Origin of the sequence: Streptomyces sp. A1277 (assembly GCF_004795015.1) — a bacterium.
Lineage (GTDB): Bacteria > Actinomycetota > Actinomycetes > Streptomycetales > Streptomycetaceae > Streptomyces.
Genome location: NZ_SSBI01000037.1, coordinates 23791 through 40112, shown reverse-complemented (window position 1 = coordinate 40112; position 16322 = coordinate 23791). Strand labels below are relative to the sequence as shown.

The 16322-nt window shown below is 72.2% G+C and carries 14 protein-coding genes; 8 read left to right on the top strand and 6 right to left on the bottom strand.

Going from position 1 to position 16322, the window contains the following annotated elements:
• Nucleotides 1-208: 208 nt before the first annotated feature.
• The 3 genes from E6R18_RS23275 (at nt 209) to E6R18_RS23265 (ending at nt 3294) form a co-directional block, all read left to right on the top strand.
• Entirely contained in the window at nt 209-889 is a 681-nt protein-coding gene (locus E6R18_RS23275) for a DUF3105 domain-containing protein (protein ID WP_168712414.1), read from the top strand.
• A gap of 142 nt (nt 890-1031) precedes the next feature.
• Entirely contained in the window at nt 1032-1466 is a 435-nt protein-coding gene (locus E6R18_RS23270; RefSeq protein ID WP_136318849.1) for a CBS domain-containing protein, read from the top strand.
• A gap of 73 nt (nt 1467-1539) precedes the next feature.
• Nucleotides 1540-3294, top strand: a complete 1755-nt coding sequence (locus E6R18_RS23265) for an NAD+ synthase (protein WP_136318848.1) — start codon at nt 1540-1542, stop codon at nt 3292-3294.
• A 79-nt stretch (nt 3295-3373) separates the two neighbouring features.
• Here E6R18_RS23265 and E6R18_RS23260 read toward each other — a convergent pair whose 3' ends face one another.
• The 4 genes from E6R18_RS23260 to E6R18_RS23245 all read right to left on the bottom strand — a co-directional run bounded on the left by E6R18_RS23260 (nt 3374) and on the right by E6R18_RS23245 (nt 8717).
• Nucleotides 3374-4618 carry an MFS transporter gene (locus E6R18_RS23260; RefSeq protein WP_136318847.1) on the bottom strand — a complete coding sequence of 415 codons (1245 nt, stop codon included), beginning with the start codon at nt 4616-4618 and terminating at the stop codon, nt 3374-3376.
• A 226-nt stretch (nt 4619-4844) separates the two neighbouring features.
• Entirely contained in the window at nt 4845-5867 is a 1023-nt protein-coding gene (locus E6R18_RS23255; protein WP_136318846.1) for an endonuclease/exonuclease/phosphatase family protein, read from the bottom strand.
• A 202-nt stretch (nt 5868-6069) separates the two neighbouring features.
• A complete protein-coding gene (locus E6R18_RS23250; protein WP_136318845.1) occupies nt 6070-6978 on the bottom strand; it encodes a TetR/AcrR family transcriptional regulator in 909 nt (302 codons plus the stop codon).
• 134 nt (nt 6979-7112) lie between these two features.
• A complete protein-coding gene (locus E6R18_RS23245) occupies nt 7113-8717 on the bottom strand; it encodes an MFS transporter (protein ID WP_136318844.1) in 1605 nt (534 codons plus the stop codon).
• A gap of 168 nt (nt 8718-8885) precedes the next feature.
• On the opposite strand from E6R18_RS23245, the gene panB reads away from it, so the two are divergent.
• The 3 genes from panB (at nt 8886) to E6R18_RS23230 (ending at nt 11800) form a co-directional block, all read left to right on the top strand.
• A complete protein-coding gene (gene panB, locus E6R18_RS23240) occupies nt 8886-9770 on the top strand; it encodes a 3-methyl-2-oxobutanoate hydroxymethyltransferase (protein WP_136318843.1) in 885 nt (294 codons plus the stop codon).
• A 156-nt stretch (nt 9771-9926) separates the two neighbouring features.
• Entirely contained in the window at nt 9927-10946 is a 1020-nt protein-coding gene (locus E6R18_RS23235) for an ATP-binding cassette domain-containing protein (RefSeq protein WP_136318876.1), read from the top strand.
• Entirely contained in the window at nt 10943-11800 is an 858-nt protein-coding gene (locus E6R18_RS23230) for an ABC transporter permease (RefSeq protein ID WP_136318842.1), read from the top strand. The genes E6R18_RS23235 and E6R18_RS23230 overlap by 4 nt, the downstream gene beginning before the upstream one ends.
• 12 nt (nt 11801-11812) lie before the next feature.
• On the opposite strand, the gene E6R18_RS23225 is transcribed toward E6R18_RS23230, so the two are convergent.
• Together E6R18_RS23225 and E6R18_RS35295 are read right to left on the bottom strand one after the other, a co-directional pair.
• Entirely contained in the window at nt 11813-15154 is a 3342-nt protein-coding gene (locus E6R18_RS23225; RefSeq protein WP_136318841.1) for a BTAD domain-containing putative transcriptional regulator, read from the bottom strand.
• Between the two features lie 126 nt (nt 15155-15280).
• The gene (locus tag E6R18_RS35295; protein ID WP_276607268.1) at nt 15281-15409 is read right to left on the bottom strand and encodes a hypothetical protein; all 129 of its coding nucleotides are present in this window, start codon (nt 15407-15409) and stop codon (nt 15281-15283) included.
• Between the two features lie 174 nt (nt 15410-15583).
• On the opposite strand from E6R18_RS35295, the gene E6R18_RS23220 reads away from it, so the two are divergent.
• Nucleotides 15584-15817, top strand: a complete 234-nt coding sequence (locus tag E6R18_RS23220) for a hypothetical protein (RefSeq protein ID WP_136318840.1) — start codon at nt 15584-15586, stop codon at nt 15815-15817.
• Nucleotides 15798-16322, top strand: coding sequence for a DUF6879 family protein (locus tag E6R18_RS23215; protein WP_136318839.1), 525 nt, complete (start codon nt 15798-15800; stop codon nt 16320-16322). The genes E6R18_RS23220 and E6R18_RS23215 overlap by 20 nt, the downstream gene beginning before the upstream one ends.

Sequence of the window (16322 nt, the reverse complement as noted above, 5' to 3'; positions counted from 1 at the left end):
CACCTCCCGGGGTTGGGGAGAGACTCCAGTATCACGACCCCGGATTTCCCCCAGATTACGCACCCGACGTGACGTGGAGCACCCGGCCACCCACTACGATCGGCGGCCATGGTGCGAGTGGGGCGCAGCCGCCTCGCGGCCGTCCCGCGCGCACCGGGTTCCCGCTCTCCCGTCCCCCTCATCGCCCCTTCGCAGAAGGACCCACGACATGAGCTTCGACCGCAGGACCCGCATAGAGCAGATGCGCAGCGCCGACCGCGCGCGGGACCGCCGCAACCGCGTCCTGGTCATAGGCGTCAGCGCCCTCGCCGTCGCCGGGCTCGTCACCTTCGGTACGTACACGATCCTCGACAAGTCCGACGCCTCGGCCAGTTCGATGAGCGGTGACAGCAAGGCCGCGAAGGGCTCGGACCAGAAGGACGGGGACGACCTCTCCTCCGGGCCCATCGAGGGCGAGAAGTCCTGGGACGCGAAGAAGCTGGGCCGCAACCACGTCGAGGAGGACGTGAAGTACCCCATGAAGCCCCCGGTCGGCGGTGACCACAATCCCGTCTGGATGAACTGCGACGGCGAGGTGTACGAGAAGGCCATTCCCGATGTGAACGCCGTGCACGCCCTGGAGCACGGTTCCGTCTGGGTGACGTACACGGACGACGCGCCGGCCTCCGACGTCGACAAGCTCGCCGGCCGGGTGTCGAAGACGCCGTACTCGCTGATGAGCCCCTACAAGGACCAGGCCGGGGCGATCATGCTGACCGCCTGGGGCAAGCAGCTCACCGTGGACGGCGCGGACGACCCCCGGGTGGCCCAGTTCTTCGCCCATTACGTGCAGGGCCCGCAGACGCCCGAGCCGGGCGCCGCCTGCACCGGCGGGCTGGACGCCCCGTGAGCAGAAAGGGCATGAAAAGTTCCCCTGCGAAGTAAATACACCCGAATGGGTGATAGCGGTCGCGTCCCCCGAACGGGCCCATGACGATGGGTTCGTTCGGGGACGTACGTACGGCTGCCATCGGCACGCAGGAGGAACCCCCATGACCACCGCCAAGGACATCATGCACACCGGCGCCACCTGGATTCCGGCGCACGAGACCCTCGACCGCGCCGCCCAGCTCATGCGCGAGCACCACGTCGGCGCGCTGCCCATCTCGGCCAGCGGCGAGGAGGACCGGATGATCGGCATCCTCACGGACCGCGACATCGTGGTCGGCTGCGTGGCGGAGGGCCGGGACCCGTCCAAGGTCACCGCGGGCGACCTCGCCCAGGGCACGCCCCGCTGGATCGACGCGGACGCGGACGTGGAAGCGGTGCTGGAGCAGATGCAGAACCACCAGATCCGCCGGCTCCCGGTCATCGAGAACAAGAAGCTGATCGGCATGATCAGCGAGGCCGACCTGGCCCGGCACCTCTCCGACGACCAGATCGCCGACTGGGCGGAGAAGGTCTACTCGCGGACCTCCGCCGGCTGATCCACCGGGTGCGCGGTCACTTTCGCGCGGCCCGCCAGGGCATCGCGTCAGTCAGACGATTAGAGTGGGCCGCGTGCCTCAACTACGCCTCGCACTGAATCAGATCGACTCGACCGTCGGCGACCTCGCCGGCAACGCCGAGGCGATCGTCCACTGGACCCGGCACTCCGCCGAACAGGGCGCCCACTTCGTGGCGTTCCCCGAGATGGTGCTGACCGGCTACCCCGTCGAGGACCTGGCCCTGCGGTCGTCCTTCGTCGAGGCGTCACGCGACGCGCTGCGCGCGCTCGCCGCCCGCCTCGACGCGGAGGGCTTCGGGGAACTCCCCGTCCTCGTCGGCTACCTCGACCGCTCGGAATTCGCCGCGGAGCGCTACGGCCAGCCCGCCGGGTCTCCGCGCAACGCCGCCGCGGTACTGCACCGCGGCGGGATCGCGCTGAACTTCGCCAAGCACCACCTGCCGAACTACGGCGTCTTCGACGAGTTCCGGTACTTCGTGCCGGGCGACTCGATGCCCGTCGTACGCGTCCACGGCATCGACGTGGCACTCGCGATCTGCGAGGACCTCTGGCAGGACGGCGGCCGGGTACCGGCCGCGCGCGCCGCCGGGGCCGGGCTGCTGCTCTCGGTCAACGCCTCCCCGTACGAGCGGGACAAGGACGACACCCGGCTGGAGCTGGTCCGCAGGCGCGCCCGGGAAGCCGGCTGCACGACCGCCTACCTCGCGATGATCGGCGGCCAGGACGAGCTGGTCTTCGACGGCGACTCGATCGTGGTCGACCGGGACGGCGAGGTCATCGCCCGCGCCCCCCAGTTCGCCGAGGGCAGCGTCATCCTCGACCTGGACCTGCCGGCCGCCCCCGCCGACGCACCCTCCGGCGAGGTCGACGACGGCCTGCGGATCGACCACGTGGTCCTCTCCGAGGAACCGCTGCCGCCGTACGAGGCCGAGCTCGCCGGCGGGTACGCGGACCGGCTGGACGACGACGAGGAGCTGTACACGGCCCTCGTGGTGGGCCTGCGCGCGTACGCGGCGAAGAACGGCTTCGACAGCGTGCTGATCGGGCTCTCCGGCGGCATCGACTCGGCGCTGGTCGCCGCCATCGCCTGCGACGCGCTGGGCGCGCAGCAGGTGTACGGGGTCTCGATGCCCTCGAAGTACTCCTCGGACCACTCCAAGGGCGACGCGGCCGAGCTGGCCCGGCGCACCGGCCTGAACTACCGGACCGTGCCGATCGAGCCGATGTTCGACGCGTACATGGGGTCGCTGGGGCTCACCGGGCTCGCCGAGGAGAACCTCCAGTCGCGGCTGCGCGGCACGACGCTGATGGCCATCTCCAACCAGGAGGGCCAGATCGTCCTGGCGCCCGGCAACAAGTCGGAGCTGGCCGTCGGCTATTCGACGCTGTACGGGGACTCGGTCGGCGCGTACGGGCCGATCAAGGACGTGTACAAGACGTCGGTCTTCCGGCTGGCCAAGTGGCGCAACCGGGCCGCCGAGGAGCGCGGGCAGACGCCGCCGATCCCGGAGGCGTCCATCACCAAGCCGCCCAGCGCCGAGCTGCGCCCCGGCCAGGTGGACACGGACTCGCTGCCGGACTACGACGTGCTGGACCGCATCCTGGAGCTGTACGTCGACCGGGACCAGGGGCTCGACGCGATCGTCGCGGCCGGTTTCGACCGGGCGCTGGTGGCGAAGACGCTGCGGATGGTGGATGCGGCGGAGTACAAGCGGCGGCAGTACCCGCCGGGGACGAAGATCTCGCCCAAGGGGTTCGGGAAGGACCGGCGGCTGCCGATCACCAATCGGTGGCGCGAGGCCGGCTGACGCCGGCGGGTTCACGGATACGCCAGGCCCGTCCGGCCGAGGTTTTGTCCTCAAGCGCCGGACGGGCTGGGGCTGCCGGTCAGTGGCGGGTCCGGTCGGCTGGCGCCTCGTCCTCAATCGCCGGACGGGCTTGATCGTGCCCGGTGCCGGCTTGATTCCGGGCCACCACCCTCGACGCCCCGCAGTCCCGGTCCAGCGCGCCCGCCGTGACCGCCACCGCCAGGCCCGCCACTGCCAGGGCCGCTCCGACCAGGGCGGGGGACGTCCAGCCCCAGCCCGCCGCGATGGCCGCGCCGCCGAGCCAGGCGCCGCCCGCGTTGGCCAGGTTGAACGCGGAGTGGTTGGAGGCGGACGCCAGGGTCGGGGCGTCCTTGGCCTTGTTCATGACGAGCATCTGGAGCGGCGTGGTCGTCATGAAGCCCACCGCCCCCAGCAGCACCACCATCACCAGCGCCGCCCACTTCACGTGGGCGGCGAGCGGGAAGACGGCCAGGACGACGGCGAGCGCGCCCAGCGACCCGTACAGCGTCGGGCGCAGCGCCCGGTCGGTGAGCGGGCCCGCGGCGAGCGCGCCCAGGGTCATACCGATGCCGAAGAGGGCCAGCACCGGCGTCACGGAGGACTCGCCGAAGCCCATCGCCTCGGTGGTCATCGCCGAGAGGTAGGAGTACACGGCGAAGACCCCGGCGAAGCCGAAGACGGCGGTCAGGAGTCCGAGCAGGACCTGCCGGTCGCCCAGCGCGCGCAGCTCGTGGCGCACGTCCTGCCGGGCCTCGACGGGGATCTGCGGGACGAGCCGGGCGAGGGCCGCCATCGCGCAGACGCCGATCGCCGCGACCACCAGGAAGGTGGCCCGCCAGCCGAGGTGCTGGCCGAGCAGGGTCGCGGCGGGCACGCCGACGATGTTGGCGACGGTCAGGCCGAGGAACATCGTGGCGACGGCCCGCGCCCGGCGCCCCTCGGGCACCAGCCGGGAGGCGACGACGGCCCCGACGCCGAAGAACGCGCCGTGCGGCAGGCCGGCCAGGAGCCGGCCGGCGATCAGCCAGCCGAAGCCCGGGGCGAGCGCGGAGGCCAGGTTGCCGACGGTGAACAGGGCCATCAGCAGCAGGAGCATCCGCTTGCGCGGGATGCGCGAGCCGACGGCGGTGAGCAGTGGGGCGCCGAGCACCACACCGATCGCGTACGCCGACACGAGGTAGCCGGCGGTGGGGACGGAGGTCCCCAGGTCGTCCGCGACATTGGGCAGCAGGCCCATCATCACGAACTCGGTGGTGCCGATGCCGAAGGCGCTCACGGCCAGCGCGAGCAGGGCCAGGGGCATGAGGAGAGACCTTTCCGCAGAAGGCCCGCCCGCGGCCCGGCGGGACCCGGTCGGGGCCTGCTGGACGCGGAGGGGCGGAAGGGGCGCGTGGTCGTACGCGCGCCCGCGCGGTCCGCCGGTCGGCGGTGCGCACGGCGGCGGACCGGCCTCGTCGCCGGCGACCTTGTTCCCGTACGAAACAAAGTCTCTCAGATATGTGGGGCGTCCAGGTGAACGCCCTGTTGCGTCAGAGTTTGACGCGTGCGGCGATCGGGAGATGGTCGCTGCCGGTGGCCGGGAGCGTCCAGGAGGACATCGGCTCGACGCCCTTGACCATGATCTGGTCGATCCGGGCCATCGGGAACGACGCGGGCCAGCTGAACCCGAAGCCGTCGCCGGCCGCGCCCTGGGTGGAGCGCATCTGGGAGGTGACCGCGTTGAGCGCGCGGTCGTTCATCGTCCCGTTGAGGTCGCCGAGCAGGGCGATCCGGTCGAGCGGTTCGTGCGAGATGGCCTTGCCCAGCGCGTCGGCGCTCTGGTCGCGCTGGTTGGCGGTGAAGCCGGCGTGGAGCTTGACCCGTACGGACGGCAGGTGCGCCACGTAGACGGCGAGCGGGCCTTCGGGCGTGGCGACGGTGGTGCGCATGGCGCGGACCCAGCCCATCTTGAGGTCCACCGGTCGGGTGTCGCTGAGCCGGTACTTGCTCCACAGGCCGACGGTCCCCTGCACGGAGTGGTACCGGTACGTGCCGGCGAGCGCCTTCTCGTACGCGGCCACCTTCCCGGCGGGCAGCTCCTGGAGGGCGACGACGTCCGCGCCGGAGCCCGCGACCTGCTCGGCGGTGGCGGCGGGGTCGGGGTTGTCCGCGTTGACGTTGTGGGTGGCGACGGTGAGGTCGCCGCCGCTGCCCGACTTGTCGAAGAGCAGCCCGCCGAACAGGTTGAACCAGACCACGACCGGCAGCAGCAGCGCGACCAGGGCGGTCGCCGAGCGGCGTACCAGCCCCAGGATCAGCAGCAGCGGAATGAACACGGCGCACCAGGGCAGGAATGTCTCGGAGAGGCTGCCCAGGTTGCCGATGGTGTTCGGGATGCGGGAGTGGAAGACCATCACGAGGGTCAGCAGCAGCGAGCAGCAGGCCAGGACGATCCCCCGGCGCCAGATGCCCCGGTCCCCCGTGAGTCTCTCGCGCAGGTCCCGGAAGCGGGATCCGGAGCGCTGCGGCTCCGTGCCGCCGGTCTCCGTGTCCGCCCTGTACGCCTGCGCCATCGCACTGTCCTCACTGCCTTGCCGTACACATCGCCGCGCCCCCGACCCTAGGGGATGCGCGATGTGTTTCATGCCGCCGACTCATGCCTCCGCCGGCTGCCGTACTGCCACGAGGACGTAGGAGGCGGCGCCGGCAGTTCCGGCCGGGGGCGGTACGCGCGGGTCTGTGACGAAGCCTGCACACTCGTCCCCGCCCGGCACGTCAGCCCTGGTCCGTGCCGTCGTCCGGTTTGCCGGCGGCGCGCCGGGGTGCCAGGCCCTCGATCGCCAGCGCGATGATGCGGTCGGCGAGGTCCTCGGGCAGCGGCGCGTCGGGCCGGTGGATGGTGCGTACGAGCATGGGGCCGAGGAACAGGTCGTCCATCAGTTCCACGTCCGTGTCGTCCCGCAGCTCACCGGCCTCGACGGCGCGCCGGACGGCGGCGGCCATGGCGAGGCGTCGGGGGGCTATCACGGTGCACTGGTACTCGTGCCAGAGCTTGGGGTGGCTTTTCATCTGCGCGAACACGTTGTGCAGCAGGGCCGAGGAGCGCTGGGCGAGGCCGCGCGTACGGATGGACTCCAGCAGGACGCGCAGGTCGTCCAGGCCGCCGGTGCCGGAGACGTCCGGTTCGGGGGGCTCGATGGCGCGCAGGACGTCGACGAACAGCTCCTCCTTGCCGGCCCAGCGCCGGTAGATGGTGGCCTTGCCGACGCCCGCGGTACGGGCGATGCGCTCGATGGACAGGGCCGCGAGGGGTTCGCCGGCCTCCAGCAGCTCCACGACGGCGTCCAGGATGGCCCGCTCGGCGGCGGCGCTGCGCGGCCGGCCCCGGCGCGGCTCCGGCTCCTCGCCGGGGGCGGAGTCGGGTGCGGATGCTGAGGCCGAGGCGGGTGCGGAAGCCGAGGCGGGGGCTGAGGCGGGTGCGGAGGCGGAAGCCGAGGCGGGTGCGGAAGCCGAGGCGGGGGCTGAGGCGGGTGCGGAGGCGGAAGCCGAGGCGGGTGCGGAGGCCGGGGCGGGGCCCCGTGCGGCGGCGCCCGGGCCGCCCGGATCGGGGCCGGGGCCGCCGTCCGGCCGCCCGTCCCGCTCGCCCATGGCCCGCTCGTCCCGGTCCGGTGCCTGCGCCTGCACGTGAAACCACCTTTCGCCGCCCCCGATTCTCTCCGACGCGGGCGGGGCCCGGCCGCGTCCTGTCCCGCAGGTGTGAACCAGGTCGCACGCGGCCCGGTTCACACGAAAGGGTCAGCCGTACGCGGCCGCCGATGTCACCGCTCGGCGCCCGCCGGAGCGGTCCGCGCCCCGTCCTGTACGGGCGGCCGGCCGACGGGTTCGCGGCCCGGCAGCCAGAGGGCGACCACGACCGCCCCGATGAGCGCGACACAGGCCGAGCCGATGGCCGTGACGTGCATGGCGCTGATGAAGGCGTCGTGCGCGGCGGTGATCAGCGGGGTGCCGGTGGGGCCCATCTTCTCCGCGACGGCGAGCGTCGCCTCGATGGACTCCCCCGCCGCGTCCCGGGCCCCGGCGGGCAGCGCGCCGAGGTGGTCCTCGATGTCACCGCGGTAGACGGTGGACAGCACCGAGCCGAGGACGGCGATCCCGAGCGCGCCGCCGACCTGGCGGAACGTGTTGTTGACGGCCGATCCCGAGCCCGCCTTCTCGCGCGGCAGCGCCTGCATCACGGCCACGGTGACCGGCGGCATCACGTGTGCCATGCCGGTGCCCTGGACGAAGAAGACCACGCACATCACCCAGACCGGCGTGTCGGCTTCGAACAGGGCGAACGCGGCCAGGCCGAGCGCGACGGCCAGCATGCCGACGGTGCAGACGGCGCGGGCGCCGAACCGGGCGACGACGAGCCGGGCGCGGGGCGCGAAGAGCATCTGCGCCACGGCCAGCGGCAGGATCAGCAGCCCGGACTGCAGGGCGCTCCAGCCGCGCACGCTCTGCATGTAGAAGGCGGAGAAGAAGGTCACGCCCATCAGCGCGAAGAAGACCAGCGCGATGGCGGCGACGGCGGCGGAGAACGCGGGCTTCCTGAAGTACGAGATGTCGATGGCCGGGCTGGCGCTGCGCTTCTCGTGGAGGACGAAGACCACCAGGACGGCGAGTCCGCCGATGACCGGGAGCAGGACGGAGACGTCGGTGAAGTCGGCGAGTTCGCCGCCGCGGATGATGCCGTACACCAGCAGGACCAGGCCGATGATGGAGAGCACCACGCCGACCGGGTCGAGCTTCCCCGGCTTCGGGTCCTTCGAATCCGGCACCAGCAGCACCATGGCGATCAGCGCGATGACCACGACGGGCACGTTGACCAGGAAGATCGAGCCCCACCAGAAGTGTTCGAGGAGCAGGCCGCCGGTGATGGGGCCGATCGCGATGCCGAGGCCGACGCTGCCGGCCCAGATGCCGATGGCCTTGGGCTGCTCGTCGCGCTCGAAGACGTTCATCAGGACGGCGAGCGTGGCCGGCATGACGAAGGCGGCGCCGAAGCCCATCAGGGCGCGCCAGGTGATGAGCTGGCCGGGCGAGCCGGACATGGCGGCGAGCGCCGAGCCGATGCCGAAGAGGGTGATGCCGAAGAGCAGGACCTTCTTGCGGCCCAGGCGGTCGCCCAGCAGGCCGGCGGTGAAGAGGAGCCCGGCGAAGACGAGCGTGTAGGAGTTGATCGCCCACTCCAGCTCGCTCTGGGTGGCGCCGATGCCGGTGGGCGAGGGAGAGGCGATCGTCTTGACGGCGACGTTCAGGATCGAGTTGTCCAGCACCACGATGAGCAGGCTGAACATCAGGACGACGAGAATCGCCCAGCGGCGGCGGTGGACCGCCTCCGGTATCTGGGGCGCGGCGGGGGCGCCGGACGGTGTGGACATGGGGAGCAGCCTAACCTCATTCCGATACGAGACCGTCTCGTATTGTAAATTCTTTACCGACTCCCCGGATGCGCGGCCCACTTCCCGCGACCGGCTCCGGGATGCCACCATGGAAGCGATCCGGGGACGCCGTCAGGGCGCCTCGAGATGACGAAGGAGCCACCTGCCATGTCGCTTCAGGCTGCGCAGAACCAGTCCGCCACCCCCGCGGGTACCCCCTCCGACAGCAGCAAGGCGCTGTACGGGGGCAAGAGCAACCGCCGGGTCACCGTCCACGACGTCGCCGCCGCCACCGCGCGCGGCGAGAAGTGGCCGATGCTCACCGCCTACGACGCGATGACCGCGTCCGTCTTCGACGAGGCCGGCATCCCGGTCATGCTCGTCGGCGACTCCATGGGCAACTGTCACCTCGGCTACGAGACCACCGTGCCCGTCACGATGGACGAGATCGCCATCCTGTCCGCCGCCGTCGTCCGGGGCACCAAGCGCGCCCTGATCGTCGCGGACCTGCCCTTCGGGGCGTACCAGGAGAGCCCGGTCCAGGCCCTCCGCAACGCCACCCGGCTCATCAAGGAGTCCGGCGTCGGCGCGGTCAAGCTGGAGGGCGGCGAGCGCAGCCACGAGCAGATCAAGCTGCTGGTCGACGCCGGTATCCCGGTCATGGCCCACATCGGCCTGACCCCGCAGTCCGTCAACGCGATGGGCTACCGGGTGCAGGGCCGCGGCGAGGAGGCCGCCCAGCAGATGCTGCGCGACGCCAAGGCCGTGCAGGACGCGGGCGCGTTCGCCGTCGTCCTGGAACTCGTACCGGCCGAGCTGGCCGCGGAGGTCACCCGCACCCTGCACATCCCGACCATCGGGATCGGCGCGGGCCCGGAGACCGACGCGCAGGTGCTGGTCTACACCGACATGGCCGGACTGACCGGCGGCAAGGTGCCGCGCTTCACCAAGCAGTACGCCGACCTGCGGCAGATCCTCGGCGACGCGGCGAAGGCGTACGCCGAAGAGGTCGTCGGCGGCACGTTCCCGGCCCCGGAGCACACCTTCCACTGAGGCCCCGGGGGCTGTCCCCCGACGCCCGGGGGACAGCCCCCGATGACCACCACCGGCACCAACGACAGCCCGCCGACTTCCCCCATCGGCGGGCTGTCGGCCTGTGCCGGCGGCTGTAGGCGGGATGTCGGTGGGCTGTCGGTGGCGGCTGGTCTGATGGTCGGCATGACGCGAATCGACAAGAACCCCAGGAACGGCGGGAACGCCGTACAGGTACGGGGACTGGTCAAGCACTACGGCGAGACCAAGGCCCTGGACGGCGTGGACCTCGATGTGCGCGAGGGCACCGTCCTCGGTGTGCTCGGCCCCAACGGCGCCGGCAAGACCACCCTCGTACGCTGCCTCTCCACGCTGATCACGCCCGACGCCGGAACGGCGGTCGTGGCCGGCTTCGACGTGGTGAAGCAGCCCCGCGCGCTGCGCCGCACCATCGGCCTGACCGGGCAGTACGCCTCGGTCGACGAGAAGCTCTCCGGCTGGGAGAACCTCTACATGATCGGGCGGCTGCTCGACCTGTCCCGCAGGAAGGCGCGGTCGCGGGCCGACGAGCTGCTGGAGCGCTTCTCGCTCACGGACGCGGCGAAGAAGGCCGCGATGGAGTACTCCGGCGGTATGCGCCGCCGGCTCGACCTGGCCGCCTCCATGATCGGCAGCCCGGCCGTCCTCTACCTGGACGAGCCGACGACGGGGCTCGACCCCCGTACCCGCAACGAGGTCTGGGACGAGGTGCAGCGCATGGTCGCGGAGGGGGCGACCGTGCTCCTGACCACCCAGTACATGGAAGAGGCCGAGCAGCTGGCCAACGAGCTCACCGTCATCGACAAGGGCCGGATCATCGCCCGGGGCAGGGTCGACGAGCTGAAGGCCAAGGTCGGCGGCCGCACCCTGCAGATCCGCCCCTCGGACCCGGCCGAGCTGGCCGCGATGGCGCAGGCGCTGCGGGAGGCCGGTCTCGACGGGGTCGCGGGCGCGCAGGCCGTCCCGGACGAGGGCGTGCTCTACGTACCGATCCTCAGCGACGAGCAGCTCACCGCCGTCATCGGCCTGCTCGGCGCACGGGGCTTCTCGCTGGCCCACGTCGCCACCGCGCTGCCCAGCCTGGACGAGGTCTTCCTCGCCATCACGGGCGACAAGTCCCACGTCACCGACACGATCCCCGAGGAGGTCGCGGCATGAGCACGACGACTCTGACTCCCACCCCCACCGACACGTCCGTCTCCGCGCCGGCCGCGAAGCTCCACGACGAGGGCGGCATCGGGCTCCGGAACAACCTCCGCCACATCGGCGCGCTGGTACGGCGCAATCTGCTCCAGATCAAGAAGGATCCGGAGTCGATGTTCGACGCGCTGCTGATGCCCGTCATCTTCGTGCTGCTGTTCGTGTACGTCTTCGGCGGCTCGGTCGGCGGCAGCATGGGCGGCGGCCGGCAGGAGTACCTGAACTACCTGATCCCCGGGCTGATGGCGATGATGGGCATGAACATCGCCATGGCCGTCGGCAGCGGTGTCAACGACGACTTCCGCAAGGGCGTCATGGACCGCTTCCGTACGATGCCGATCGCGCGGTCCTCGGTGCTCATCGCCAAGATCGTGGTCGAGCTGGGCCGGATGATGGTCGCCACGCTCATCCTGCTCGGCATGGGCTTCGCGCTCGGCCTGGAGCTGCACGGCTCGGTGCTCGGGCTGATCGGGGCCATCGCCCTGTCGGCCGCGTTCGGCGCCGCCATCATGTGGATCTTCATCCTGCTCGGACTGGCCATGAAGACGTCCCAGGCCGTTCAGGGGATGGGGATGCTGGTGATGATGCCGCTCCAGTTCGGTTCCTCGATCTTCGCCCCGCCCACGACGATGCCCGGCTGGCTCCAGACGTTCACCGACTACAACCCGCTGTCGAACCTGGCCGACGCGGCCCGCGGGCTCATGATGGGCACCCCGCTCGGCCACTCGGTCTGGCTGACCCTCGGCTGGGCCGTGGTCATCACCACGCTCGTGGCCCCGCTCGCGGTGTCCAAGTTCCGCAAGAAGTCCTGACCCGCGGGTCCTTCAGTTCCGGTACGCGTCGACGAGGGCGGCGGCCTCCTCCAGGGAGAGGCCGCCGCCCTCGGCGTACGCGGCGGCAAAGGCGCTGTCGCCCAGCCGGTCGCGGACCAGTGCCTCGGCACGGGCGAAGTTCTCCCGTTCCACCGCGGTCATGAAGTGGCCCCTCGGCAGGTTCTGCCGGCCCGCGCCCAGCAGCCGTGCCGCGAGCCCGGAGCGCTCCTCGCCCCCGAGCCCGGCCAGCGCCCAGGCCAGGAGGACCAGATTGACCACCGCCATCTGCGGCGCCACCATCTGCGTCAGCGGGTCGCCCATCCCCGCCAGCGCCCGCCGGCTCCGCTCCAGCGCACGGGCGTAGTCGCCGTCCTGGTTGTCCAGCCAGGCCAGACCGCCGATGACGAACGCCTCGAAGACCGCCATGGCCTCGGACTGGAACTCCTCGTGCAGCAGGGCGAACTGCTCGCGCGCTTCGGCCGTACGCCCGGCCCGGCCCAGCCACATCGCGAGGAAGAGCCGCGCCGTCGGCCTCGCCTCGTGCCCGGTGTGGCGCTCGTCGGCCAGCGCCTCGCGCATGATCGCCTCGCCCTCCGCACCGCGGTCCAGCTCGGTCAGCACGGAGGCGTAACGGATGCGGAGCACCGACACCTGGGCCAGGGCTCCCAGCTTCTCGGCCGAGCGGATCGCGGCCTGGTAGTCCTCGGCCGCCTGCGCGTAGGCACCCGTCTTCTCGTTGGCCTCGCCGCGCGAGGAGAGCGCCTCGGCCATCCCCCAGTCGTCGCCGAGCCGGCGGAAGACCGCCAGGCTCTCGGCGGCGTCCGTGTGGGCCTCCCCGGCCCAGTCGGGGCGGTTGGCCAGCACGTTGGCCCGCATCTGGAGGGCTGCGGCGAGCTCCCACTCGTAGCCGAACTCCCGCGCGCCGCGCACGGTTTCGTCCAGCAGGTGCCGCAGGTCGGCGACGCCCCCGGTCAGCATGACGGCGTAGAACCAGAGCGAGGCGGGGCTGCGGCAGGTCTGCGGCTGCCCGGCCCGGTAGGTGGCGACGATCGCCCGCAGCCGGGCCATGCTGGCCTCGTTCGTCCACTCGTCCATCGCGTGGTCCATGTTGACCAGCTCCACCAGCGCCACCTGGCGCCGCGCCTCCTGGAGCAGTTCCGGCCCCATGGGCGGGGGCGCGTCGGTGCAGCGCTCGTAGATGGAGGGCGCGGGCCGTACGGGCATGGCGAACGGGTCCGGGCCGAGGGCCGCGACCGAGCCGGCCCAGTGCAGGGCGTCGCCGCGCAGATTGCGGATCTGCCAGTACCAGGAGAGCGACAGCACCATGCACAGCGCCTCCTGCTCGTCGCGGGCGGCGACGGCGTGCCGCAGGGCGGTGCGCAGGTTCTCGTACTCGCGCTGGAGCAGTTCGATGGCGGCGAGCTGTCCGGAGCCGCGCAGCAGCGGGTCGGTGGTACGGGCCAGCTCGCGGAAGTGGACGAGGTGCCGGCGCTCGACGGCGTCCCGCTCCCCGGACTCCTCCAGCCGCTCCGCCGCGTACTCGCCGACGGTCTCCAGCAGCCGGTAGCGCATCTGGCCGTCCGGCGCCGGGGCGGCCACGACCAGGGACTTGTCCACGAGGGAGCCGAGCAGCCGGGCGGCCTCGTGCGTCTGCCCCGCCCCGTCGGCGCAGACGGCCCCGGCGGCTTCGAGGGTGCAGCCGCCGGCGAAGGCGGACAGCCTGCGCAGGGTGACGCGCTCGGCGTCGTCCAGCAGCTCCCAGGACCAGTCGACGACGGCCCGCAGGGTCTGCTGGCGCGGGAGCACGGTCCGGCTGCCGTTGGTCAGCAGCCGGAACCGGTCGTCCAGCCGTTCGGCGATCTGCTGCGGGGTGAGCATCCGCAGCCGGGCGGCGGCGAGTTCGATGGCGAGCGGCAGCCCGTCCAGGCGGCGGCAGATCTCGGCGGCGGCGACCGCCGTCGCCTCGTCCGCGTCGATCCGGAAGCCGGGCCGGGCGGCGGCGCCGCGCTCGGCCAGCAGCCGCAGGGCCGTGGGGTCCGGCAGCGGATCGACCGGCCGGACGAACTCGCCGGGCACGCCCAGGGTTTCGCGGCTGGTCGCGAGGACGGTGAGCTGCGGGCAGCGGGCCAGCAGGTGGTCGGCGAGGGCGGCCGCGGCCTCGATGACGTGCTCGCAGTTGTCCAGCAGGAGCAGCATGCGGCGGCGGGAGCAGTACTCGGTGAGCCGGGCGAGCGATTCGCCGGCGGCCCGCTCCTCGCCCGAGGCCCGTTCGACCGCCCGGAACTCTCCGGCGCCGGCCCCGCTCAGCACGGTCTCCCGGGCACCGAGCGCGGCGAGCACCGCCTCCGGCACCGCTTCGGGATCGTCCACGGGCGCGAGCTCGGCCAGCCAGACGCCGTCCGGCCAGGTGCCGGGGGCGACGGTGTCGGCGACCTCCTGCGAGAGCCGGGTCTTGCCGGCCCCGCCGGGCCCGAGCAGGGTGACGAGCCGCCCCCGGGAGAGGTCGCCGCGCAGCGCCTCCATGTCGCGCTCCCGCCCGACGAAGCTGGTCAGCCGGGTCCGCAGATTGCCGAGCCGGGGGGCGGGGGCGGGCGCGGGGGCGGCGGCCGGCTGGGCGGCCGGGGCGGGCGCGGGCTCCTGCCGCAGCAGCTCCTCGTACAGGGCGGTCAGCTCGGGCCCGGGGCCGGTGCCGAGCCGGTCGGCGATGAGGGTGCGCACCTCGTCGTACGCGGCCAGCGCCTGGGCGGTGCGCCCGGCATCGCGCAGGGCGCGCAGCCGGAGGGCCTGGAGCGGTTCGTCCAGGGGGTGTTCACCGCAGAGCGCCGCCAGCTCCGGCAGCACCTCGGCGGCCCGGCCGAGCCGGAGCGCGGCGGTGAGCCTGGCCCGGCGGGCGTCGAGGCGCCGGGCCGTCCAGCGCGTGGCGGAGGTGTGCCGGTCGGGGAGATCGGCGAGCGCGGGGCCCCGCCAGAGCGCCAGTGCGTCGTCCAGGACGCGCATGGCCCGCGCCGGGTCGCCCTCCGCGAGGGCCCGCGCGCCTTCACCGGCGAGCCGCTCGAAGCGGAACAGGTCGACGGCCTCCGGCTCGGCCTCCAGCCGGTAGCCGCTCTCCGCCGAGGCGACGGCCTCGTGCCCGAGCGCCCGCCGCAGCCGCCCCACCAGCGCCTGGAGCGCACCGGCCGCGTCGGCCGGCGGCTCGCCGTCCCACACCTCGTCCACGAGCACGGCGACCGGGACCGTCCGCCCGGGCCGCAGCGCGAGCACGGTGAGCAGGGCACGCAGGCGCGCCCCGCCGACGGAGACGGGCGTGCCGTCGTCGTGGAGTGCCTGGGTGGTCCCGAGGATGCCGTAGCGCACGCGCCCATTGTCCGTGACCCCCGCCGCCCGGCGCACAGCCGCCCCGCCCCTGCTCGTCATGGCCCCCACCCTTCACGGAACCCCGGACCGGAAGCGAGGCGTTTTCGGCGTGTCGCCGCCGCCGTGTCAGTCCCGCGCCGGTTCCCGGTCCGCCTGCTCGACGGCGTACCCGGGCACGGACGGCCGGCGGACGCCGATACGGATCACGAAGACCTCGCCGTCCCGGCCGGGACGCGGCTTTCCGTGAAGAAGCAATCACCCAGGGGAATCGGCCAGTGCGTCTGGGCGGACACACTCATGGAGCCGGTCAGCCACGCACCCGAAGTTGCACGTGGTTGCACATGCCCCTGAGCAGCCTTGACGCCCAGCCGGAGGGCCCGTGAGGCTGCGTGCAACCAAGTGCGACCCGGTTCGACTTGAGGAGGGGCTATGCGTTTACGGTTCGTCGGGAAAGATCCCGAGTCCGGAGATCACGGCTGCCCGGCCGTGTGGGTGGACGTGGAGACGAAGGAACTCGTCATCCAGGGCGTGACGGCCGACGCCGCCACGACCGCCTTGACTGTCCAGGACAGTCCGCTTCCGGCACACGAGAGCGTGGTCCGGCTGCCGCGGCGCATGATTCCGCTGCTGAGGGAGGCACTTGATGGCGCAGAGCCTGAGTAACTTCACCGACCTGATCCGGTCGGCCGAGCGGTCCGCCGTCCATCTGGAGATACGCGACGTATACGCCATCCCGAACGAGGACGAACGCTTCGCGGCTTGGCGGCAGGGCCACAGGCTCGACCCGGACGACCGCGATTCCTGGTGGCGCCCCTGGCTCGATGTCGTGCAGGAGATCACCGCCAGGGGCGTCCGCCTGCGCCGCGCCCGCGTCGTGAGCGAACCTCACAGCGAGTACATCCGCTACGAGCACTCGTTCACCTTCACCAACATCGCCGCGGGCGAGGAAATCCGTTGGCTGCCACGCCGGTCGGCTTCTGGGCTCGCTCTGCCCGGAAACGACTTCTGGCTGTTCGACGGCAGACTCGTCCAGTTCAATGTGTTCGACGGTGAGGGGCGTTGGGCCCACACCGACCGAACCGATGATCAAGTGACAGTCGACCTCTGCTCGGGCGCCTTCGAAGCAGTCTGGGAACGAGCCATCCCCCACGACGAGTACGAGGTCTGA

Coding starts and splice junctions, on each gene's coding strand:
- E6R18_RS23255 (WP_136318846.1), bottom strand. CDS start 5,867: ATGGCGCAGGCGTACAGGGCGGACACGGAGACCGGCGGCACGGAGCCG.
- E6R18_RS23235 (WP_136318876.1), top strand. CDS start 9,927: ATGGTCGGCATGACGCGAATCGACAAGAACCCCAGGAACGGCGGGAAC.
- E6R18_RS23245 (WP_136318844.1), bottom strand. CDS start 8,717: ATGTCCACACCGTCCGGCGCCCCCGCCGCGCCCCAGATACCGGAGGCG.
- panB (WP_136318843.1), top strand. CDS start 8,886: ATGTCGCTTCAGGCTGCGCAGAACCAGTCCGCCACCCCCGCGGGTACC.
- E6R18_RS23220 (WP_136318840.1), top strand. CDS start 15,584: ATGCGTTTACGGTTCGTCGGGAAAGATCCCGAGTCCGGAGATCACGGC.
- E6R18_RS23260 (WP_136318847.1), bottom strand. CDS start 4,618: ATGCCCCTGGCCCTGCTCGCGCTGGCCGTGAGCGCCTTCGGCATCGGC.
- E6R18_RS23230 (WP_136318842.1), top strand. CDS start 10,943: ATGAGCACGACGACTCTGACTCCCACCCCCACCGACACGTCCGTCTCC.
- E6R18_RS23270 (WP_136318849.1), top strand. CDS start 1,032: ATGACCACCGCCAAGGACATCATGCACACCGGCGCCACCTGGATTCCG.
- E6R18_RS23275 (WP_168712414.1), top strand. CDS start 209: ATGAGCTTCGACCGCAGGACCCGCATAGAGCAGATGCGCAGCGCCGAC.
- E6R18_RS23215 (WP_136318839.1), top strand. CDS start 15,798: ATGGCGCAGAGCCTGAGTAACTTCACCGACCTGATCCGGTCGGCCGAG.